The sequence below is a fragment of the Brevibacillus sp. DP1.3A genome (assembly GCF_013284245.2).
Classification (GTDB): domain Bacteria; phylum Bacillota; class Bacilli; order Brevibacillales; family Brevibacillaceae; genus Brevibacillus.
Genome location: NZ_CP085876.1, coordinates 4,336,679 through 4,362,432 on the forward strand (window position 1 = coordinate 4,336,679; position 25,754 = coordinate 4,362,432).

Consider the following 25,754-nt stretch of genomic DNA (forward strand, 5'->3'; position numbering starts at 1 on the left):
TTTAAGTTTAGCACTATTTAATTTCTTGGAGGTTGTAATGAATTTCATCATTCCCATCGCTGGCTTACTCATCGTGATCGGGTTAGCATTGTTAGGGAGCAATGGACGTAAACAGGTCAAATACAAACCGATCATCGTCATGATTGCTCTGCAATTTTTGCTTGCCTTTCTTCTACTGCATACCAAGTTTGGGTTTATTTTCGTTTCAGCCATTTCCAAATCGTTTGAAAAGCTTCTTGCTTTTGCAGCGGAAGGGATCAATTTCGTATTTGGCAATCTGGTAAACGACGGACAAATGTCCTTTTTCCTTGGTGTATTGCTCCCAATCGTCTTCATTTCCGTCCTCATCGGTATTTTGCGGCACTTCAAGATTTTGCCGATTATCATGAAGGCAATTGGCTTTGTTCTGAGCAAAATTAACGGCATGGGTAAGCTAGAGTCATATAACGCTGTTGCTTCCGCTATTGTCGGCCAAAATGAAGTATTCATCGCTGTTAAAAAACAGCTCGGCTCCTTGCCGGAACACCGTCTGTATACGCTGTGCGCGTCAGCCATGTCCACTGTTTCGATGTCGATTGTCGGTGCGTATATGACGATGATTGAGCCGAAATACGTTGTCACAGCCCTGTTCTTGAATCTGTTTGGCGGCTTTATTATCGCTTCGATCATCAACCCTTATACAGTGAACGAAGAAGAAGATTTACTGGAAATTCAAAGCAATGAAAAGCAGTCCTTTTTTGAAATGCTCGTTGAGTACATCATGGACGGCTTCAAGGTAGCAGTAGTCGTTGGTGCTATGCTGCTCGGTTTTGTTGCCTTGATCGCGGCTGTGAATAGCTTGTTCGGCATGATTTTCGGTTGGACGTTCCAAGAAATGCTCGGCTTCGTCTTCGCTCCTTTTGCCATCCTGATGGGCATTCCTTTTTCGGAAGCGATGACGGCTGGTAGTATCATGGCTACAAAGCTCGTAACAAATGAGTTTGTGGCGATGATCGAGCTGGGCAAAGTCGTATCTGAACTGAGCCCACGCACAGTAGGAATTCTCTCTGTCTTCCTCGTTTCGTTCGCGAACTTCTCCTCCATCGGCATTATCGCTGGTGCGGTGAAAGGGCTGAATGAGAAACAATCCAATGTGGTTGCTCGCTTTGGGTTAAAGCTGTTGTTCGGTGCCACGCTAGTTAGTCTTTTGTCTGGTGTCGTCGTCAGCTTCGTCCTGTAAGTGACATGAGAAAGTGTCCCTCTGCCATGTGCAGTAGGGACACTTTCTCATGAACAACGAGTGCCCTGCTATAATAGGGCACTCGCTGCTTTTTATCGAATGATCTTTTCCACATCAACACGTCCGGAGAAAAACGTCGCTCCTCCACCCATATCCGCGATTCGGTCTGGTGTGAGGGCATTTACATAATGCTTCGACCCTTCGTTGTCTGCCCATAAGCCTTGGCTCACGACGACACCCGTGAGAACATTTTCGCCGACAGCTGCCACGAGTTCACACTCTCCCCGCTCATTCCATATGCGGACCGTATCTCCATCACTAATATCTAGAGTACTAGCATCCACCACATTCATGTGTAAACGAGGTATTTTTTCCATCTTCTTATGTTTTTCATTATTCGAAAACGTGGAGTTCAAATAATTGTGATTGGGTCCCGGGACAAATAAATACGGGAAATCCCCATCATTCACTAATGGCGTGTACGTCGGTAATGGAGGCAGCCCTCGTATTGCCATTGCTTGCGAGTAAAGCTCAATTTTGCCACTTGGGGTGGGGAGATGTTCCAAAAAGAAAGGTTCCAGATTGGCTTTGGCATATTGTTTTTCGACCAAAGTATCATACGTGATTCCTTCTAGATGAGGATTATCGTGCCCCTCCAACGCCTGTCTGACCATCTCTGCATCGCTGTCTTGAAAAACAGGTTCGTTATATCCCATGGCAGCAGCCAGCAAGCGGAAAACATCCGTGTTGGACTTGCTCTCTCCAAATGGGGCGATCACTGGTTGCTGAAGTTGAATGTAATGATGCCAATACGACGTGTAAAAATCAGTATTTTCATAAGAAGACGTCGCTGGCAAAACGATATCGGCATAAAGAGCCGTCTCCGTCAAAAATAAGTCGTGTACGACCGTGAACAAGTCCTCTCTCGCCAAGCCTCCCCGTACTTTGTTTCCTTCCGGTGCGACAATGGCTGGATTGCTCGTATAGACGAAGAGTGATTTCACCGGTGGATCTGTATCGAGCAGCGCTTTCCCAAGTTCATTCATGTTGATGACTCTCGTCTGTTTATTGGCCAGCAAATCTGGTCGCTGCACGGCAAGCTTGTTGTGCTCCAGGAAACCTTTATTCCCTTTATTGGCCCCACCGCCTTTGACAAGCCACTGCCCTGTCAGGGCCGGAAGACAAGCAATCGTCCTTACACACATTCCACCATTGTCGTGATGCTGAATGCCATTTCCAATGCGAATAAAGGACGGAGAGGTGGTGCCATACATTCTCGCCAATTTGTAAATATCGTCGACAGGGACACCCGTTATGGCTGATACGGTAATAGGATCGTAGGTACGTACATGCTCCCTGAGCTCTTCATGTCCTACCGTATACTTCTCCATAAAGGCTGAATCTACCAAGCTTTCTGCAAAAAGCACATGCATGATGCCCAAAGCCAAAGCCGTGTCTGTTCCGGGTAAAATCGGGATAAACCAATCAGCCCATCGACCCGTCTGATTTTTATGGACATCAATCACGACGATCTTCGCCCCATTTTTTCGAGCCTGTTCCGCAAACACCACTTGATGCATATTGGTGCTAACTGTATTGATCCCCCACATGATAAACAGCTTGGAATGAACGGTGTCTTCCGGATCTGTTCCAAAGGCTCCGCCCATCGTGTAGCTATACCCTACAGCCCCTGCACTGTTGCATATCGTATGGTCAAGTTGACTGGCCCCCATACGATGGAAAAAACGGCGGTCCATACCTTCAACACTAATCCGCCCCATGTTTCCGTAAAAGCTGTAAGGCAAAATGCTCTCAGGACCGTCTGAGTCGATCAATGCACGCCAGCGTTCGGTTATGGTAGTGATGGCTTCCTCCCAACTGATTTGAACAAACTCCCCGCTCCCTTTTTTGCCAATACGCTTCAACGGATGCGTGAGTCGCTTGGGATCGTAAATGCGCTCTGTCATGTTGCGGACTTTGTTGCAAATATTCCCCTTCGTCACCGGATGGTTCGGGTCCCCTTCAATTTTGACGATTTTCCCCTCTTTTTTATGAAGGAGTAATCCACATTGGTCCGGGCAATCAAGTGAACAGACTGCTGGAAAAACACCGTTTTCCTGGGTCGTATAAGCCATGGAGGTTCCCTCTTTCTCATAACAGTAACTAGCTTTTATGCTATTATAATCGATTGAAAAAAGAAGGCACTACCCCTGTGCGAATGAGAAGTTACTGATTTTTATTTTTATATACCAATCGTTTCATTCCGATTTCTAATGGTCCGTTCAGATTATGCTTTTCTAAAAGCGTGGCCAATAGCAGAGAAAGGCTCCAAATAGCCACGGCAATCAAAGCAGCTATCCCGTTACTAACATGTCCCCCTAAATCAAGCGCTACTGGTGACAAGAAAAGAACAAGCATATCTTCATTCCATACAAAGAAGGTTAATTTACAAAACAATTTTGTATATAAGGAATGTGTAGACTGACCGTCTTCTCCTTAATTTGGGATTGGGCTTTGATTTTTTTAGAGCCAATAAGCAATGATATTGATGACTTCGATTGGTTAGATAACAAAATGTTAGTAATAAGGAGATAAAAAGGACAGCCATCCATGTCCAGGAGAACAAAGCAAAAGAAGCTGTAATTAAAGTGGATATAAAAAGGGTATGGGAACTTAATTTCCATACCCTTTATCGATGGTATTGTTCAGTGACTACGACGACAAATAGCCATTGTAGATGAGCATCAATGCTTTCTGTAACGTAGCTTACAATCAATTAACCAATTATTAGAGATAAACTACTAAGAATCCAATTCAGCTATCAAAGCATCCAGTTTCATTCTCCTATCATCTAAAACGGCATGTCTTTCAAGTTCATATGAAATTTCGATAAAATCAACGATGCTAAAGCCATTTTCTAAAGCTAGCATAAATGGAATTTTTATTTTGGATTAGCTTTACCATTTAGAGAAAAAAGCTTTTTAAAGTTCAGTACATGAAATTACTTTTTCGTGTACTGATTATTTGTCTTTTATTTGATCGAGATCAGATGATATGTTGTCTGTTGACGCGTAAACATTACTTCATAATTGACAGGAACATTGCATCATTCAACTTGATTGTAGGTTATGGTGCCGATTTTCAATGTAACTGTTGAAAACAGACAGTTATGTTGCAATGTTTATGTCATCAGACATATGTCATTAAAATGTATTATTCAGAGTTCAAAGCTCTTAACCTAAGTCCTTAGTTTCGAATACCGTAAGCTACTTGCAAATTCTTCGTGTTTGTGCGTAGCCGCCTCCACCTGAATTGCCTAAATCGGTTGAGTTTGAAACCATCAGGCCACTGCACGTATTCGGCCATGCAAAAACCGCAGCTTCACGGTGTCGATCTTCGCCGTGAAGTTGCGGTTTAGGGGTTTTAGTAGGTAGCTATCACAAAATCAAATGTACCAACCCGATGAATCGGATCATTGGTAGGCAGCCCCTACCATGAACCATTCGAGAGCTTATGAAAATTCATGAGGAAGCTCTGACACCTGGAGGAAGGTACACATCTTGCTTACGATCCGTTCTCTGTTTTGCCCGTATTGCTCTGTGAGCAGAGCTAGCTGCTCCCCTGCTCCTGCTCACATGAACAATACTTCGCTCATTTGGAGTCTGTGAAGTTCAGCTTCCAATAGTTCTTTGATAACAGTCCGGTCTTCTTCATACGGCAACTCAAGCGATATGTGGAGAACATCGTTCAGATGTTGCACCGTAAAGAAAATGATAGGATCGCTTTGGTCCGTTCTTTCACCCGGATCCACGTCTTTAAACAACTGCACTTTATCCGAAGATTCACCTAGATAGTTAAACACAATAGGCATTTTTTCCAAGACTTGCTTCAAATATTTGCTGGACATCGGATACGATAGCGTCATCTCATTATTATAAATGAGGTTCAGGAAGTTCAAGTTGTGAGAAACAGACAAATTCAATTTTTCCTGAATGTCCTGGATTTGCTCAGATGAATCGGTTAGCAGCACAGGGATAAGATCGATAAACTCACCTACGGTATCAAAGTATTGTTTTTCTTCATACTTTCTACCGTAATTTAAAAGAAGAATCGGGACCTCTGTAATTTGCAAATACCTGCGGAAAAAGCGATTTGCCAAGCGTAAAGACATATCCCATATTTGCTTGGTCTCAATCGGCTCTCCTTTATTGGCCAGTTCGAAGCTAAGATCTGTTGAAACCGCACGGTTACGATTACTCATCGTATGAGCCAAAGCATCTACGGATTTTGCCAATGCAGGAAGCTTGAATTCGTCAGATATTTGCTGATCATTCATTTCCTGAGGCCCTTTTCGGATCTGGTACACATAGTCTCGATAGTTTCCAGTCCCTATCGATGGAGCATTGTCTATATCGGCATAATCACGATGCAACTCACTCTTGATAACATTGCCACTCATGCCATCGTAAATAATATGCGAGCATGGAAGTACCAGTAAATGTTCACGCAAATTCAATCGAACAAGCGCAATACGGTACAGCAAGGATCCGGTCACTTCATACGGCTTCAAAAAGAATTGCGGCAACATCCACGAGATAAGTTGTTTTTGTCTGTCCGCTGGGTAGTCCGACAGGTCCAGTATCGGTATTTCGATTTGCTCCGGCGTAGGTAGTACTTCCCATTCCCAACGTCCGTCCATCTGAACCAACACGCTTCTCAGCAATTCGTGGCGATCGATGAGGTGTCGAACAGCTGAGGATAGCCGATCAGTATCTAGCAAATACGTATCAAACGAGACGATACCACCTGAGGATTGTGGATGCTCTAAATGGTACTGTTGTACCGGCGCAAGCGCATATCTCTCCACAGGTTCTCCTTTTTTCAGAGCGGCATCCCAGGCTTCATTCATTTCTGCCAACTGTTTTAGCCATATTTTCGCTTGATGCTTCATTTCGGTATCCTCTTCCTCCGCCGACAAGCGTCGATTAGCCTTAGCTCCCCCCTCTTTCGCTACCCCTTGACCGAACTCAGCGAAAGGTATTACATGATGAGGGTGGAGGTCAGGATGAAGCTGCAATTGAATGAACCTATGCAGTTCTTCCAGACGCACTTTATTGATAGGGTCTAGTTGTAAGATTAAGTGGGTGTTGTCTTCAACAAGCGCCGATGTATACACTGCGCGGACACCAAAGGTTTCTCCGATGATTCGTGTAGCCTCAGCAATATTACTTGTAAGTGTGTCTTCCGTAGCAGTGACATTTCTTACAAGAGAAGATAATTGACGAATGGTCTGATACTTAAACACCTGATCGATCCCTATTTGGATGCCGACAGCCTGCGTTTTTGAAACAAACTGGATCGCTTTTAAGGAATGACCGCCCAATTCAAAGAAGTTATCGTCGATACCGATGGTTTCAGCTCCCAAAATATCCTTCCAGATTTCGGCCATGTGTCTTTCTGTATCATTTCGCGGAGCCGAGTAATTAATTCCGGTCTGGATGTCGCCCTTCGGTGCGGGCAATGCCTTCCGGTCAATCTTGCCGTTTGGTGTTAGCGGCATCCGATCTAGTTGGACGAAATGGGCTGGTATCATGTACGCCGGTAATAGTGGAATTAGTGCAGCTCTAAGCTCGTTTACCGTCAGTTCTTTATCAGCAACGAAATATGCGCACAAATCTTTCTGTCCCGCTTCGTTCTCCCGGGCGATCACGATTGTTTTCCTAACGGAGGCTACAGTCATCAGCTGCGCTTCCACCTCGCCGAGCTCAATCCGATAGCCACGAATTTTAACCTGATGATCGATTCTGCCTAAGTACTCGATGTTGCCATCCGCCATCCAGCGAGCCAGATCGCCTGTTCGATACATACGCTTGCCCGGTTTGAACGGATCAGCTAAGAATTTCTCATCCGTTAGTGCTCGGTTTCGCATATACCCTCGTCCGACTCCGTCGCCGCCAATGTAGATTTCACCCGCAACTCCTACTGGAACCAACTTATGCTGCTCGTTCAGAATATACACGCACTGATTAGCCAATGGCTTGCCTATCGGTACCGTATGAGTCCATGCATCCGCGATATCTTCGCCAATGTCATATGCCGTTGAATCTACGCAGCACTCGGTAGGACCGTAGACGTTCGTTATCTTCGGGCGATATCCAGGGCGTTTATTCAAGAACTCGTTAACAAGATGAACGGGTAGAGCTTCTGCTCCGAAGATAAAATGTTTGACATGCAAATCCGCAACCGTATCTTGCATTTCCGTCAACATCTGCATATGCGCCGGCGTGCCGTCTGAAAAATCGATGTGCTGTGATCTGTAGTAATCAGCAAGTCGTTCACTATTCGTACTGATCACTCTTGGGACCACGTGTAGGGTATGCCCAAGAAGCAAGCAAGGAAAGATCTGCTTCACCGATGCATCGAACACGTAGGGAGACAACCAAGCCATGCGCATAGGAGCCCTGTACTTCCGATAAACACATTGTGTAAATCCGGTAGTCATATTGACGACATTGGAGTGCTCAATCATGACGCCTTTAGGTCTGCCCGTCGTACCGGACGTATACATCACATAGGCTAGGCCGCTAGGTCTGCCTATATTTGTAAGATTGGAACTATCCTCTGCGGACGATACCTGACTGTAAGGCGAGATGATCCGTACGTCTGCAGGCACCAGCTCGGCGAACTCCGGCTTCGCAATAACGAGATTCACGCTGCTGTCCTCCAGCATGTAGTGAATACGCTCCTGGGGAAACTCCGGATCGATCGGCACATAGCATCCGCCGGCTTTTAATATCCCGAATATCCCAACGATCATCTCTAATGATCGCTCCATGATCATCCCGATCGTATGATCTGCTTGAACGCCTTCCGCTCTTAACACGCGAGCTAAGCGGTTCGCACGTTCGTTCAGCTCACGATATGTCATTTGGCTGCCCTCAAAGACAACTGCTACTTGATCCGGGGTCTTCTCTACCTGCTCTTCAAACAACTGATGAATCATTTTCTCCTGAGGAGAGTCCGTTACTGTATCTCCCCATTCTTCCAATATCTGCTTGATCTCTTGTGTTGTAATAATCTCAATTGTCGAAAGCTTCGTCTGCGGATCGTTTATAATATCCCGAATAAGCTGGACGAAATGATCCGCCATCCGTTCGACGGTTTCCCGTTTGTATAAGCTATCGGCATACTCGATGCTGAACGCAATACTATCAACATTCTCGACAGCACTAAGTGTCAAATCGAATTTCGCCACGTTATGCTCGCCTGGGCACAAGCTAACCTGTAAATCAGTAAAGCCAAGCGTGACCGGCTCGTTGTTTTCCATCACAAACATCGTGTCAAACAACGGATTGCGGCTCACGTCCCTCTTAACATCTAGATTTTCCACCAACGCTTCGAACGGATAGTCCTGATGCTCGTATGCTTTCAGCACCTGTTCCTTCACTTCCTGCACGTAGTCGAGGAATGTCTTCTCCCTGTCTGGGAAGCTACGCAACGCTAGCGTATTCACAAACATCCCAATGATCGGCTGGAGATCGTCATGCTGTCTGCCCGCGATCGGTGTCCCAACGATAATATCCTCTTGCCCACTGTATTTGAACAGCAGTGTCTTATACGCTGCCAAAAGTACCATAAACAAGGTGGTTCCCGTTTGTAAGCCGAGTTGTTTTAAAGCTTCCGCCTCTTGCGGCTGGATCGTAAATGTCAGCATATTTCCAGAGGAGCTGCGTGTTGCTGGTCTCGCGTAATCAGTTGGGATATCCAGGATTGGAATTTCCCCACTCAGTTGTTCCAGCCAATACGCTTCTTGTCTGTTCATCCATTCACTAGCTATATCCGCCTGCTGCCACACTGCATAATCCTTGTACTGAATCCGCAGTGCAGGCAGCTCTTTGCCGTCATACAGCTGAGCCAGCTCATTTAGCAAAATGCTCATGGATACACCGTCGGAGATCGTATGGTGCATGTCTACCAATAATCTGTGGTGTTGCGGCGCTTCTTCTACTAAAGCTACTCGTAGCAGTGGCGCCTTCCCGAGATTGTATGCGCGGACAAATTGATCCATAATTGCCCGGGCTTCCGTCTCCCCACTCGCTTGCATTCGCTCCATCGTGAAATCTACTGTTTCATAAACTCTTTGGACTGGCTTACCGTCCAGAAGCTCAAAGGCCGTTCGCAGTGAATCATGACGCTGAATCAGTTGTTCAAAGGCCATTTCAAGTCGTGAAATATCCAGCTCGCCTTCCATCAGCAGCATACCTGACATATTGTAGCTATTGATATGACTCAATATATACAGTCTCTTTTGCGCTGTGGAAACCGGATAAGTGTCTCTATGCTCCGCTATCGGGATCGCTGCATATGGGTTAGGAGATAGCTCGTCAATCACCTGTGCCATTCGCTCAATCGTCGGATATTGGAATATGTTCCGAAGCGGAAATACAATATCTAACGCCTTGTGAATTTTCGCTGCCAATGTTGTCGCCCGTAGCGAATGTCCGCCGATTTCAAAGAAATTGTCCTTGATTCCAACGGACGGAATACCGAGAACTTCTCTCCACAATTTTTCCAACTCAGCTTCTACTGCTGTGCGCGGAGCCACGTATTCGACGCCCGATTGAATGCCGGCTTCCGGCGACGGTAGCGCTTTGCGGTCAATTTTACCGTTCGGCGTTAAAGGGAGATGGTCCATCTGTACAAAGTAAGAGGGCAGCATATAGCTAGGTAGCTCCTGCGACAGTACACTGCGTAGCAAACCGACCGGCAGTTCCTCATCAGCCACGAAGTACGCGCATAAATTGGTCTGACTGCCTTTGTCTGTGCGTGCCAGAACAATAGCCTCTTGCACGGATGCTACTTTCAGCAGCTTGGCCTCAACTTCACCTAGTTCTATGCGATAGCCTCGAATTTTTACTTGATGGTCGATTCTACCCAAATACTCAATGTTGCCATCTGGCATCCATCGCGCCAAGTCTCCAGTACGATACATACGCTCATACCCCGCTTCTCCACCGGCAAACGGATTCGGTACGAATTTTTCGTCCGTCAGTTCTGGACGATTCCAATATCCCCGCGCCAAGCCTGGACCAGATACGCACAGCTCTCCGGCTACACCCACTGGTGCCAAATGATCATGCCCGTCCACCATGTACACCCGATGGTTTGACACTGGACGCCCAATGGAAATGAGTTCACCTGCTCTCGGATCTATCGATACCGGCCAGATAGACGTCGCTACCGAATTTTCCGTCGGGCCATAAGCGTTAAAGTACGAAACCCTGTCCTTCCACTTGTACACCAGCTCTGCCGATGCTGCAGAGCCCGCCGTGAGCAGGCATCGCAGGTTTGGCAATCGTTCCGGTTCCAAATACACCGCATATGTCGGCGGCAACGTGACCACCGTAACCAGGTGCTCCGCCATATACTGCTCTAACCTCTCGTAGTCTAAAATCGTCTCCGACGTCGGCACGTACAACGTTGCTCCACAAAGTAGGGACTGAATGATTTCTGAGCACGATGCATCAAACGAATAGCTGGCAAACATCAACACATGATCAGAGAAGCTAATTTTCAGTGTCTGTTGGAAATAGGTTTTCAGGTTGCACAGTCCATGATGCTCCAGCATTACGCCTTTTGGCTGACCTGTTGTTCCTGATGTATAAATGACATACGCCAGATGGTTCGAACCAGACACAGGCTCCAGATTTGAGTCGTCCACGTGATAGACCGAGGGCTCTCTATCCAGCACCAGCACTTTTCCATCGAATGCTACTCTCTTCAAGAGATGGTTTTGCGTGAGTAGCAGATCCGCACCAGAGTCGTCCAGTATGTAGCGAATGCGCTCCTCTGGATAGGTAGGATCAATCGGCACATATGCACCTCCCGCCTTTAATATCCCAAAGATGCCTACGATCATATCTATCGAGCGATCTGTCATGAGGCCAACCAAACGGTCTTGTGTCACACCGTGACTGCGCAGTGTACGTGCCAAACGGTTTGCCCGTTCGTTTAGCTCACGGTAGGTCAATTGCTCTCCCTCAAAGAAGAGCGCCACCTGCTCCGGTGTCTGCAAAGCTTGGGCTTCGAACAAGCCGTGAATCGATTGTTCGCGCGGATACTCCACTGCCGTATCGCCCCAAACACGAACGATTTGCGTGTACTCCTGCTCGGTGACGACATCCAGTTCACGTACCCGGATCTCTGGATTCACTGCTACCTGCTCCAGCAAACGCACCAGATGTCCCTGTATTTGCTTGACGCTCTCGCGGTTAAACGTCCCTGCATTGTAGCCAAAACCCATCTTGATCGTAGTCCCCGGCAGAACGATCAAGTTAAAGTCATAGTTCGTCTGTTCCATTTGTTCTTCCACCGGATGATTCTCGAACACCAAGATATGGTTAATCAAATCTTGTTTTGGCTCGGTTAACGCCTGAATCTTGTATAGGGGGAACGTGTCGTACGCACTGGAAGCTAGCGTCTGCCGCTGCGTTCTTTTCATCAGCTCAGCAAAAGCTTCGTCACCCTCAGACTGAATACGAACTGGAATGATGTGCTCCTCATTTGGAATGTCCGCCGGGCGTCCAGAAACCACACTGCCAAACACCACGTCATCCGTTCCATTATATTTTTGTAGCAAAATGCCCCATACCGTCTGCATTAGGGAATTGACCGTAACCTCATAATGGTTGGCGACCCACCCAAGCTCGGCAGTCAAGCCTGCACCCAGTTCAAAATCAAGATGCCCTGCCTGATAACCCGGTTTGCTCTGAATGTTCGCCTGTGGCAAACGGGACGGCTCCTCATACCCTTCCAGATATGTGCTCCAGTAACGCGAAGCTTTTCGACGATCCAGATGCACTTTTAGAACGTGTGCCGTTTCTTTCTCTAGGATTAGCTCCAGCTCACCCAGCCTCGTATCAGAATTAACCGAAATAGTTTCGACTAATCGCACGAAATCACGCGTCATCCGCTCGATTGTTTCCCGTTTATACAACGATGTCGCAAACTGTAATCCGAATTGAATGCCCGCTTCTTCTTCGTTTGCTTCTAAGGTCAGGTCGAATTTCGCTGGAGACTGCTCCATTTCGTAAGAACGGAAGCTCAGGTCTGCTAGCGTTAGCTCAGTCTCCTTGGTGTTTTGCAGCACGAACATCGTATCAAAGAGTGGGTTACGACTCATATCACGCTTCACATTTAGCTTTTCTACTAGTTCCTCAAATGGATAATTCTGATGTTCGTATGCTTGCAACGCACGTGTTTTTACTTCCCCTACATAGCTGCGGAATGTTAGCTCTGCTTTTGGATAATTACGAAGTGCCAATGTACCAACGAACATCCCGAGGATTGGCTCCAAATCGGCATGTGGCCGTCCCGCAATTGGTGTACCAACTATGATGTCGTCCTGCCCCGTGTACTGATGCAATAACGCAGTGTATGCCGCTAGCAGTACCATATACAGTGTCGATCCCGTTTGCGCCGCTAACTCTTTCAAACGTTCGCTGACGTCCTTCTCAAGAACGAATTCCACCGTGTCACCTGCTGTACTCCTCACTGCTGGACGGGTATAGTCGGTCGGCAGGTCTAACACGGGCACCTCACCCTTGAAGTTATCAAGCCAGTACGTTTCCTGATGCTTCATCCAGTCCTGCTGCGATTCGCTTTGTTGCCATACTGCATAGTCCTTGTATTGAATGCGGAGCGGAGACAACTGCTCATCTCTATACAAATGAATAAATTCATCGGTCAGCACTCCCATCGAAACGCCGTCCGATATGATGTGGTGCATGCCAAGCATCAGCAAATACTGCGGCTCTTGCTCCACTCCCTGTACACCTAAATCAACCAGCTGCACCCGTAACAGAGGGGCTACTTGCAGATCGAATGGGCGCACAAAGCTGCTAATTAGCTCTTCTATTTTCACTTTTGTTGCAAGAGCATCCGTTTCCGCCTGTATGTCCTGCATCTTTGCCATCTCGATCTCAAACCGGACCGTATCCTGAATCCGCTGCATTGGCTCGCTGTCCACCATTTCAAAGCTGGTGCGGAGAGTCGCATGGCGAGAAATCAAATGACGGAACACTTCCTCCATCCTCTTCACATTCAGCGGACCGCTCACCTGTAACACAGACGTTGTGTTATAGTTCACATCGTCTGGATCAAGCTGGTGGAGCACGTACATCCGTTTTTGCGGTGAGGATAGCGGGTAGAAGATTCTCTCTTCTGTTACCGGAATCGAATCGAACGCCATCTGATCCAGGCTTTCAAGCAGCATTGCCAGTTGCTCAACGGTTGGCGCCTCAAAAATACTACGCAGTGGAAGTTGTTTGTTCATTTCTTTATGAATCCTCAAGACCAATGTCGTCGCCCGCAGGGAATGTCCACCAATCTCGAAGAAGTTTTCTTTTACGCTCACCCGTTCCAAACCAAGTACGTCCTGCCAGATTTGCGCCAGCTGTATTTCCATCAACGTCCGAGGTGCGATATAGTCCGACCCACTATGCAGGCTGCCTTCTGGTGCAGGTAGTGCATTTCGGTCGATTTTACCGTTTGGCGTCAGCGGCATGTGTGCTAGTTGAATGAAATGAGCAGGTACCATGTAGTTCGGTAGCTTTTCGCCCAGTAAATGACGCAGTTCGCTTGCACTTACTTCTCGTTCTGCCACATAGTACGCGACCAGTTGGTTCTGCCCCTGTTCATCTGCACGTGCCAGCACAATTACTTCTTGTACATCTTCTATTTTTAGGATTTGCGTCTCGACTTCTCCCAGCTCAATCCGGTATCCCCGAATTTTCACCTGATGGTCGATCCGGCCCAAATACTCAATGTTGCCATCTGGCATCCATCTCGCCAAGTCCCCGGTACGGTACATCCGTTCATAATCCGCTTCTCCACTGACAAACGGATTGGCTACGAATTTTTCGGCCGTCAGTTCTGGACGCCCCAGATAACCTCGTGCCAGACCAGGACCAGATACACACAGCTCACCGGCTACCCCCACAGGTGCTAAATGACCATGCCCGTCCACCATGTACACGCGGTGATTCGACACTGGACGTCCAATGGAAATGATCTCACCTGCTCTTGCGTCTTCCGACACTGGCCAGACCGACGTCGCGATCGAGTTTTCCGTTGGACCATACGCGTTGTAGTACGCAACCCGGTCCTTCCACTTATACACTAGCTCTGTCGAAGACGCTGAGCCTGCTGTGAACAAGATGCGCAGATTCGGCATGCGCTCCGGCTCCAGATACACCGCATAAGTCGGCGGTAGCGTCGCAATTGTAATCTGGTGCTCTGCCATATACTGTTCGAACTGTTCGTAGTTCAAAATTGTCTCCGACGTTGGCATGTACAATGTCGCCCCGTAGAACAGGGCTTGGAGCATTTCCCAGCAGGATGCATCAAACGAATAGCTGGCAAACATCAGCACATGATCGGAGATACCGATCTGTAGCGTCTGATCAAAATACACTTTCAGATTGCACAGTCCCTGATGCTCCAGCATTACGCCTTTTGGCTGACCAGTTGTTCCTGACGTATAGATCACATACGCCAGATCGTTCGGACCAGATATTGGCTCCAGATTTGAACCATCCGCATGATAGACCGATGGTTCTCTATCTAGTACTAGTAACTTACCTTTGAATGCTATTCTTTCCACGAGATGGCTTTGCGTGAGCAGCAGCTCCGCACCAGAGTCATCCATCATATAGTGGATGCGCTCCTCCGGATAGGTCGGATCAATTGGTACATATGCGCCCCCAGCCTTTAAAATCGCATAGATGCCTACGATCATATCGATCGACCGATCTGTCATGATGCCAACCAAACGGTCTTGCGTCACACCATGACTACGCAGTGTACGCGCCAAACGGTTTGCCCGTTCGTTTAGCTCACGGTAGGTCAATTGCTCTCCCTCAAAGAAGATGGCCACCTGCTCCGGTGTCTGCAAAGCTTGGGCTTCGAACAAGCCGTGAATCGTTTGTTCACGCGGATACTCCACTGCTGTATCGCCCCAAACACGAACGATTTGCGTGTACTCCTGCTCGGTTATAACATCCAGTTCACGTACTCGGATATCTGGGTTCTCTGCTACCTGTTCAAGTAAACGCACAAGATGTCCCTGTATTTTCTCGACGCTTTCGCGGTCAAACGCACTGGCATTATAGCCAAATATGATCTGGAGAGAATTTCCCGGCAGAACGATCAGGTTAAAGTCATAGTTCGTCTGATCGACTGACTCGACTCCGGTAATGCTGAAGCTGGCCTTTTCACCATCAGCTACCTGCTCGATTTGCTCTTCTATCGGATAATTTTCAAACACCATGATGTGGTTAATCAGATCTTGCTTTGGCTCGGTCAACGCCTGAATCTCGTAAAGGGGGAACGTGTCGTACGCAGTGGAAGCTAACGCCTGCCGCTGCGTTTTTTTCATCAACTCAGCAAAAGCTTCGTCCCCATCAGACTGAATGCGGATTGGAATGGTATTGATAAATAAGCCAATCATACTCTCCACATTTGGAATGTCTGCCGGGCGTCCAGAAACCACGCTACCAAACACCGCATCATTCGTTCCGTTATATTTTTGTAACAAAATTCCCCATACCGTCTGCATCAGTGTATTGACTGTGACCTGATAATGCTTGGAAATCCGCTCAAGCTCGTCAGTCAGACCTGCACCCAGCTCGAAATCAAAATACTCTGCCTGATAACCCAGTTTGCTCTGAATGTTCGCCTTTGGTAAGCGGGATGGCTCCTCATACCCTTTTAGGTAGGTACTCCAATAATTCGAAGCTTCCTGACGATCCTGTTGCTCCAGCCACTCAATGTAGTGGCTGTACGGTGTTACAGGCGCCAGCTCAGGCTTTTTGTGGGCAAGGAGCGCAAAATAACTCGTAAACACCTCATTGGTCACTAGTGACAAGCACCAGCCATCCATCACAATATGGTGGAAGCTCCAGACGAAGCGATAAGTTTCGTCGCTGGTACGCAAAATCGCTACACGCATTAAGGCATCTTTTGTTAGATCAAACCCTCTCTGCTTATCCTTACGCACATATTCGAGGGTATAATTGTTCTGCTCCTCTTCCTTCCGATCACGCAAATCTTCCACGTACAGTTCACTTCGTTTGTTTCGGTACACCAACTGGAGGTGTTCATTCTGCCAGCCGCTGTAGAAGTTGGTTCGCAGTACCGAATGTCGCTGTACCAGCAAATCCAAACTTTCCGCAAACACAGGAATATGAAACTGGCCTTTTAGTTCAAAGGATGACTGTTCAAAATAGGCACCAGATTGCGAATCCATCAGGTTGTAAAACAGCATGCCCTTCTGCATTGGCGTTAGTGGGTAAATATTTTCCAATTCCCCAACTGAACGTGTTTGCTCCACAATGGTGTCCAACTGCTCCAGTGTTACGTCCTTGAGCAGGACATCGCTTGGGGTTAGCTCAATCCGATCCTGGGACACGCAATGACTGATAACCTCTAGCAAATTCTCCTTGAGCAGATGAGCCACATGCTCAATTGTATCCTCTCGGAACGCCTTCTGGTTATAACGAATGCCCAGCTCCAGATTGCCGTCCGTTACCATTCCTCCCACATCGAGAGCGAATTTCGTCTCGGTCTGGTCACTAACATCCGCCGTAGTCGAATAAGGGGAGGTGTTCATGTCACTATTTTTCAGATCCTGGTCAAACTCACCGAGATAGTTGAAGCTTATCTGTGGATCGACATAAGTCTCATTTGTCCGTCCCGATTTGTTGAGGTATCTCCACATGCCATAGCCGATTCCTTTATGTGGAATACGTCGCAAGCCCTCTTTGGCACGTTTGATGTGTCTCGATACATTCGCCTCTTTGCCGATATCCAGCAACACGGGATATTGACTCGTAAACCAACCTATCGTACGCGAAATATCAGTATCTGCTATAATGTCCTCGCGTCCATGTCCCTCCAGATTGATGAGGCTACGTTCTTTGCCTGTCCACGCATACAGCGTCATACCAAGAGCGGTCAGCAGTAAATCATTTACTTCCGTGTTGTACGCACGATGTGCCTTTTTCAGTAGCTGGCTTGTCTCTTCTTCCGTGAGCTTTACAGTTACGACAGCCGTGTCGCGTATCGTCCATCTGCCATCATGTTCCAGATCCTCAGGTAGCGAGGCATAATCAGAAGCAACGGACTCATTCACGTGCTCCCAATAAGCATATTCGCTCTCCATTGCCGGACTATCGGCGTAGGCAGCTAGTCGCTCAGACCAGATAAGGAAGGAATCCGTTTTGTCCGGCAGGTGAATAGGCTCACTCTTCACAGCTTGTTCATACGCACTTGCGAGATCTTCGAACAGGATGCGCCACGATACGCCGTCCACTACTAAATGGTGAATCACGATCAGCAAATGATCGCCATCGGCGCAGCGGAACATGCCAAGCTTCAGGAGCGGTCCTTCACTTAGACGAATGCTGCTTTGAATCTCTCTGGCTTTCTCTTCAATTGCCAGACTGAGTGCTGCGCCGTCTAATGTGTCCGTGAAGTCCAACACCTCAAGACGATACAGCTCACCCTCTTGCATCCCCCTATTCCACGCTTCGTAGCTATGTTCCGTTTTATGGAACACCATCCGTAGGGCATCATGATGCTCTACCAGCTTTTTCAGCGCTCGACGAAGTGCCTGCTCATCGAAGCCCTGAGCGCGATGAAGCATGACAGCCTGATTAAAGTGATGCGGCGCCACCAGATCCTGTTGGGCAAACCAATGCTGGATGGGCGTAAGTGTTACGCTTCCTGTAATTTCACCTTGGTCCGCCGCGTTTGTATCCACCAAACGAAGGTGCAAGGCAAGCTCAGCCACATTCGGATGCTTAAACAAGTCCTTCATGTCTAGCTTGTAGCCCGCTTGAAGTAGGCGCGAGGACACCTGAATTGCCTTGATCGAGTCACCGCCCAAATCAAAGAAATTATCCCGTAACCCAATTCTTTGCGTGCCCAGCACGGTTTGCCATACAAGTGCCACCGCCTGTTCGGCAGCAGTTCGGGGAGCTACATATTCATTTTTGCTCTGAGCGCCTTTGTCTGGTGCAGGCAAAGCCCTCCGGTCGATTTTGCCGTTTGGCGTCAGCGGCATGTGCGCCAGTTGCATCAAATAAGTAGGCACCATGTAGTTCGGTAGCTTCTCACCTAGCAACCCACGCAGTTCGCTTGCACTTACTTCCCGTTTTGCCACATAGTACGCGATCAGTTGGTTCTGACCCTGTTCATCTACTCGTGCCAGCACAATCACTTCTTGTACATCTTCTACCTTTAAGATTTGCGCTTCGACTTCTCCTAACTCAATCCGGTATCCGCGGATTTTCACCTGATGATCGATCCGACCCAAATACTCAATGTTGCCGTCCGGCATCCATCTCGCCAAGTCCCCGGTACGGTACATCCGTCCATAGCCTACTTCTCCGTTGGCAAACGGATTAGGCACAAATTTTTCATCTGTCAGCTCTGGGAGATTCCAATATCCACGCGCCAGACCCGGACCCGATACGCACAGCTCTCCTGCAATTCCCACAGGAGCTAGATGACCATGGGCATCCACCATGTATACCCGATGGTTTGACACGGGTCGTCCAATAGAAATGATCTCACCTGCTCTTGCGTCTTCCGATACTGGCCAGATCGAAGTGACTATCGAGTTTTCTGTTGGACCATACGCGTTGTAATACGCAACCCGGTCCTTCCACTTGTACACCAGCTCTGTCGAGGATGCCGAGCCACCTGTGAACAAGATGCGCAGATTCGACATGCGCTCTGGATTTAGATATACCGCGTAGGTTGGCGGTAGCAACGCAATTGTAATTTGGTGTTCTGCCATATACTGCTCAAACCGCTCGTAGTTCAAAATTGTCTCCGACGTTGGCAGATACAATGTCGCCCCGTAGAATAAGGCTTGGAACATTTCCCAGCAAGATGCATCAAATGAATAGTTGGCAAACATCAGTATATGATCGGCTAAGTCCATCTGCACTGCCTGATCCAAATGCGCTTTTAGGCTGCACAGTCCCTGATGCTCCAGCATTACACCTTTTGGCTGACCAGTTGTTCCTGACGTATAGATCACATACGCCAGATCGTTCGGACCAGACATCGACTCCAGATTTGAACCGTCCTCGTGATAGACCGATGGCTCCCTATCCAGCACTAGTAACTTACCTTTGAATGCTACTCTTTCCACGAGATGACATTGCGTGAGCAGCAGCTCCGCACCAGAGTCGTCCAGCATATAGCGGATACGCTCCTCCGGATAGGTCGGATCAATCGGCACATATGCGCCACCCGCCTTTAAAATCGCAAAAATGCCTACGATCATATCGATCGACCGATCGGTCATGATGCCAACCAAACGGTCTTTCGTCACACCATGATTGCGCAGTGTACGCGCCAAACGGTTTGCCCGTTCGTTTAGCTCACGGTAGGTCAATTGCTCTCCCTCAAAGTAGAGCGCCACCTGCTGCGGTGTCTGCAAAGCTTGGGCTTCGAACAAGCCGTGAATCGTTTGTTCACGCGGATACTCCACTGCTGTATCGCCCCAAACACGAACGATTTGCGTGTACTCCTGCTCGGTTACGATATCCAGTTCACGTATGCGCATCTCTGGGTTCTCTGCTACCTGCTCCAGTAAACGCACCAGATGTCCCTGGATTTGCTCTACACTCTCGCGTTCAAACGCACTGGCATTATAGCCAAAGCTGATCTGGAGCGAATTTCCCGGCAGAACGATCAGGTTAAAATCATAGTTTGTCTGCTCTATCGACTCAACATCGGTAATGCTGAAGCTGACTTCTTCACCAGCTACCTGCTCAATTTGCTCTCCCACCAGATAATTTTCAAACACCATGATATGGTTAATCAGATCTTGCTTTGGCTCTGTCAACGCCTGAATCTCGTATAGGGGGAACGTGTCGTACACAGTGGAAGCCAACGCCTGTTGCTGCGTTCTTTGCATCAGCTCAGCAAAAGCTTCGTCCCCATCAGACTGAATGCGGATTGGAATGGTATTGATAAACAGACCAATCATACGCTCCACATTTGGAATGTCTGCCGGGCGTCCAGAAACCACGCTACCAAACACCGCATCATTCGTTCCGTTATATTTTTGTAACAAAATTCCCCATACCGTCTGCATCAGTGTATTGACTGTAACCTGATAATGCTTGGCGATCCGCTCAAGCGTAGCAGTCAGGTCTGCACCCAGTTCGAAATCAAGATGCTCTGCCTGATAACCCAGTTTGCTCTGAATGTTCGCCTGTGGCAAGCGGGACGGTTCCTCATACCCTTTTAGGTAGGTACTCCAATAATCCGAAGCTTCCTGACGATCCTGTTGCTCCAACCACTCAATGTAGTGGCTGTACGGTGTTACAGGCGCCAGCTCAGGCTGCTTGTGGGCAAGGTGCGCAAAATAGCTCGTAAACACCTCATTGGTCACTAGTGATAAGCACCAGCCGTCCATCACAATATGGTGGAAGCTCCAGACGAAGCGATAAGTTTCGTCGCTGGTACGCAAAATCGCTACACGCATTAAGGCATCTTTCGTTAGATCAAACCCTCTCTGCTTGTCCTTACGCACATATTCGAGGATATAATTGTTCTGCTCCTCTTCCTTCCGATCACGCAAATCCTCCACGTACAATTCACTTCGTTTATTTCGATACACCACCTGAAGAGGTTTATCCTCCCAGCCGCTGTAGAAGTTGGTTCGCAGTACCGAATGTCGCTGTACCAGCAAATCCAAACTTTCCGCAAACGCAGGAATATGAAACTGGCCTTTTAGATCAAAGGATGACTGTTCAAAATAGGCACCAGATTGCGAATCCATCAGGTTGTAAAACAGCATGCCCTTCTGCATTGGCGTTAGTGGGTAAATATTTTCCAATTCCCCAACTGAACGTGTTTGCTCCACAATGGTGTCCAACTGCTCCAGCGTTACATCCTTAAGCAGGACATCGCTTGGGGTTAGCTCAGTCCGATCCTGGGACACGCAATGACTGATAACCTCTAGCAAATTCTCCTTGAGCAGATGAGCCACATGCTCAATTGTATCTTTACGGAATGCATTCTGGTTATACCGAATGTCCAGCTCCAGCCTACCCTCCGTTACCATCCCCCCCACATCAAGCGCGAATCTCATCTCGGTCTGGTCACTAACATCCAATGTGGTCGAATATGGGGAAGTGCTCATATCACTATTTTTCAGATCCTGGTCAAACTCACCGAGATAGTTGAAGTTTATCTGTGGATCGACATAAGTCTCATTTGTCCGTCCCGATTTGTTGAGGTATCTCCACATGCCATAGCCGATTCCTTTATGTGGAATACGTCGCAAGCCCTCTTTGGCACGTTTGATGTGTCTCGATACATTCGCCTCTTTGCCGATATCCAGCAACACGGGATATTGACTCGTAAACCAACCTATCGTACGCGAAATATCAGTATCTGCTATAATGTCCTCGCGTCCATGTCCCTCCAGATTGATGAGGCTACGTTCTTTGCCTGTCCACGCATACAGCGTCATACCAAGAGCGGTCAGCAGTAAATCATTTACTTCCGTGTTGTACGCACGATGTGCCTTTTTCAGTAGCTGGCTTGTCTCTTCTTCCGTGAGCTTTACAGTTACGACAGCCGTGTCGCGTATCGTCCATCTGCCATCATGTTCCAGATCCTCAGGTAGCGAGGCATAATCAGAAGCAACGGACTCATTCACGTGCTCCCAATAAGCATATTCGCTCTCCATTGCCGGACTATCGGCGTAGGCAGCTAGTCGCTCAGACCAGATAAGGAAGGAATCCGTTTTGTCCGGCAGGTGAATAGGCTCACTCTTCACAGCTTGTTCATACGCACTTGCGAGATCTTCGAACAGGATGCGCCACGATACGCCGTCCACTACTAAATGGTGAATCACGATCAGCAAATGATCGCCATCGGCGCAGCGGAACATGCCAAGCTTCAGGAGCGGTCCTTCACTTAGACGAATGCTGCTTTGAATCTCTCTGGCTTTCTCTTCAATTGCCAGACTGAGTGCTGCGCCGTCTAATGTGTCCGTGAAGTCCAACACCTCAAGACGATACAGCTCACCCTCTTGCATCCCCCTATTCCACGCTTCGTAGCTATGTTCCGTTTTATGGAACACCATCCGTAGGGCATCATGATGCTCTACCAGCTTTTTCAGCGCTCGACGAAGTGCCTGCTCATCGAAGCCCTGAGCACGATGAAGCATGACAGCCTGATTAAAGTGATGCGGCGCCACCAGATCCTGTTGGGCAAACCAATGCTGGATGGGCGTAAGTGCCACGCTTCCTGTAATTTCACCTTGGTCCGCCGCGTTTGTATCCACCAAACGAAGGTGCAAGGCAAGCTCAGCCACATTCGGATGCTTAAACAAGTCCTTCATGTCGAGCTTGTAGCCCGCTTGAAGTAGGCGTGAGGACACCTGAATTGCCTTGATCGAGTCACCGCCCAGATCAAAGAAATTATCCCGTAACCCAATTCTTTGCGTACCCAGCACAGTTTGCCATATAAGTGCCACAGCCTGTTCGGCAGCAGTTTGGGGAGCTACATATTCATTTTTGCTCTGAGCGCCTTTGTCTGGTGCAGGCAAGGCCTTGCGGTCGATTTTGTCGTTTGGCGTCAGTGGCATGTGCGCCAGTTGGATGAAATGAGCAGGTACCATGTAGTTCGGTAGCTTCTCGCCCAGTACATAACGCAGTTCACTTCCACTTACTTCCCGTTCTGCCACATAGTACGCGACCAGTTGGTTTTGACCCTGTTCATCTGCACGTGCCAGCACAATCACTTCTTGTACATCTTCTACCTTTAGGATTTGCGCTTCGACCTCTCCTAGCTCAATCCGATACCCGCGGATTTTCACCTGATGATCGATCCGACCCAAATACTCAATGTTGCCGTCCGGCATCCATCTCGCTAAGTCCCCAGTACGGTACATCCGTCCATAGCCTACTTCTCCGTTGGCAAACGGATTGGGTACAAATTTTTCATCTGTCATCTCTGGACGACCCAGATAACCACGCGCCAGACCCGGGCCCGATACGCACAGCTCACCCGCAATGCCTACAGGAGCCAGATGACCATGGGCATCCACCATGTACACGCGGTGATTCGGTACTGGACGTCCAATGGAAATGATCTCACCTGCTCTTGCGTCTTCCGATACTGGCCAGATCGACGTCGCCACTGAGTTTTCCGTCGGTCCATAACCGTTGTAGTACGCAACCTGGTCCTTCCACTTATACACCAGCTCTGTCGAAGATGCCGAACCTGCTGTGAACAGGATCCGCAGGTTTGGCATGCGCTCTGGATCTAAATACACCGCGTAGGTTGGAGGCAACGCCGCAATTGTGATCTGGTTTTTTGCCATGTACTGCTCAAACCGCTCGTAGTTCAATATCGTCTCCATCGTTGGCACATACAGTGTCGCACCGCAGAACAAGGCTTGGAACATTTCCCAGCAAGCTGCATCAAACGAATAGCTAGCAAAAAGCAATGCGCGATCCGACAAGCCAATCTGTAGCGTCTGATCGAAATATGCTTTCAGGTTGCACAGTCCGTGATGCTCCAGCATTACACCTTTGGGCTGTCCTGTTGTTCCCGACGTATAGATCACATACGCCAGATCGTTCGGACCAGACATCGGCTCCAGATTTGAACCGTTCTCATGATAGACCGATGGCTCACTATCTAGCACTAGCATCTTACCGTCAAATGATACTTTTTCAACGAGATGGCTTTGCGTGAGCAGTAGATCCGCACCAGAGTTATCCAGCATATAGTGGATGCGCTCCTCAGGATAGGTTGGATCAATCGGCACATATGCGCCCCCCGCCTTAAAAATCGCAAAAATGCCCACGATCATATCTACTGATCGTTCGGTCATGAGGCCAACCAAACGGTCTTTCGTCACACCATGACTGCGCAGTGTACGTGCCAAACGGTTTGCTCGTTCGTTCAACTCATGGTAAGTAAGTTCCACATCTTCAAACACAACTGCCACCGCTTCTGGTGTCTTTTCTGCCTGTTTTTCAAAGCATTGGTGGATGGTATCCTCAGAAAGATACGATGTTTGAGTACTATTAAAGTCAAACAGTATTTGCTTCTTCTCCTCTACCGCGAGAAAATCGAGTTCCGAAATGTGAATATCCGGATTACTGATAACTTGCTCCATAGCTTGGCGGAGATGGCCCGCAATTCGTTCGATCATGCTTCTGTCATATGACATTGCATTATAGCTGAAAGTGATTTCAAGCTCTCTGCCAGGTACAACGACAATATTTAGATCATAGTTGGTCTGCTCAATATCCTCCACTTCGGCAATTTGGAGCGCGTTCGGATCTGTCGGGTTTAAAAGTTCTTCGGAATAGGGATAATTTTCGAAAATAATAATGTGGCGAATTAGATTTTGCTTTAGTACGGTGTTATTCTGAATGTCAGCTAAGGACAAATAAGAATATTGATTGGATTTGATGCTGGTATCCTGTACAGATGTAAGTAAGTCAGAAAACTGCGTATCTGCGCTGTTGTTTATACGTACTGGTACCGTATTAATGAACAATCCGACCATATTTTCAATGCCTGGTATCTCATCAGGTCTGCCGGATACGACGGCCCCGAAAATGACATCGGTACTATTGTTGTACCTTTGCAGCAGAACACCCCAAATGGTTTGAAACACGGTGCTGACAGTGACACGATACTGCTTGGCAATCCGCTCCATACCTTGAGTTAAATGATTTCCCCACTTGTATTTAAATCGTTCCTCATGAAACGACTGATCGAGCGACCGCGTATAGCCAGGTACCACTGTTACACTTTCAATATCACGCAAATATTGCTGCCAGTAAGCTGTTGCTTCCTCCTTGTTTTGCTTTTCTAGCCACTGGATAAAGCTGCTGTATGGATAGACAGGCCCTAACTTTAAAGGAGTGCCATCCCGAAGCGCTACGTAGATATTGAAAAACTCTTCAGTCACTGTGCCCATGCACCAGCCATCCATCACAATATGGTGGACAGCCCAAATGAGCTTGGAAGACCCCTCATCCCATTGAAATAGTGCTAGCCGTATCGGAACATCTTTTTCAAGATCAAAGCCTCTACGTCTCTCTTCCTTTAAAAATGTTTGAAAATAACTCTGTTTCTCATCTTCTGGACGACCACTCAAGTTTTCGACATGTATAGATGCAGCCTGTCGTTCGCCGAGAACAACCTGAAATGGGCGTTCCGTTTCCTTATACATAAAGACCGTTCGGAAAACATCATATCTGTCGACCAGTTTCTGCAAGCTTTGTTGTACCAAACTAGCGTCCAAAATTTCGTGAAACGTAATTATCGTTTGCTCAAAATAAGCCTCTGATTTTTCATCGAGAATGGAATGAAACAGCATTCCCTCTTGCATCGGAGACAGCGGATAAATATCTTGTATTTTTACCTGATCCAAATAAATACACCTCTCTTACACCTATGTCAATTAATAAGATTG

At 47.8% G+C, this 25,754-nt stretch carries 3 protein-coding genes and 1 pseudogene; 1 reads left to right on the forward strand and 3 read right to left on the reverse strand.

What is annotated here, in order from left to right; genetic code table 11:
* Window positions 1-37: 37 nt before the first annotated feature.
* Window positions 38-1,219, forward strand: a complete 1,182-nt coding sequence (locus tag HP399_RS19825; RefSeq protein ID WP_173620339.1) for a NupC/NupG family nucleoside CNT transporter — start codon at window positions 38-40, stop codon at window positions 1,217-1,219.
* Between the two features lie 92 nt (window positions 1,220-1,311).
* Here HP399_RS19825 and HP399_RS19830 read toward each other — a convergent pair whose 3' ends face one another.
* The 3 genes and pseudogenes from HP399_RS19830 to HP399_RS19840 form a co-directional block, all read right to left on the reverse strand.
* On the reverse strand, window positions 1,312-3,354 hold the full coding sequence (locus HP399_RS19830; RefSeq protein WP_173620340.1) for a molybdopterin-containing oxidoreductase family protein: 2,043 nt from the start codon (window positions 3,352-3,354) through the stop codon (window positions 1,312-1,314).
* A 91-nt stretch (window positions 3,355-3,445) separates the two neighbouring features.
* Window positions 3,446-3,664: pseudogene (locus HP399_RS19835) on the reverse strand (DUF418 domain-containing protein); the annotation flags it as partial.
* 1,186 nt (window positions 3,665-4,850) lie between these two features.
* Window positions 4,851-25,712 carry a non-ribosomal peptide synthase/polyketide synthase gene (locus tag HP399_RS19840; RefSeq protein WP_228088292.1) on the reverse strand — a complete coding sequence of 6,954 codons (20,862 nt, stop codon included), beginning with the start codon at window positions 25,710-25,712 and terminating at the stop codon, window positions 4,851-4,853.
* Between the last annotated feature and the right edge of the window lie 42 nt (window positions 25,713-25,754).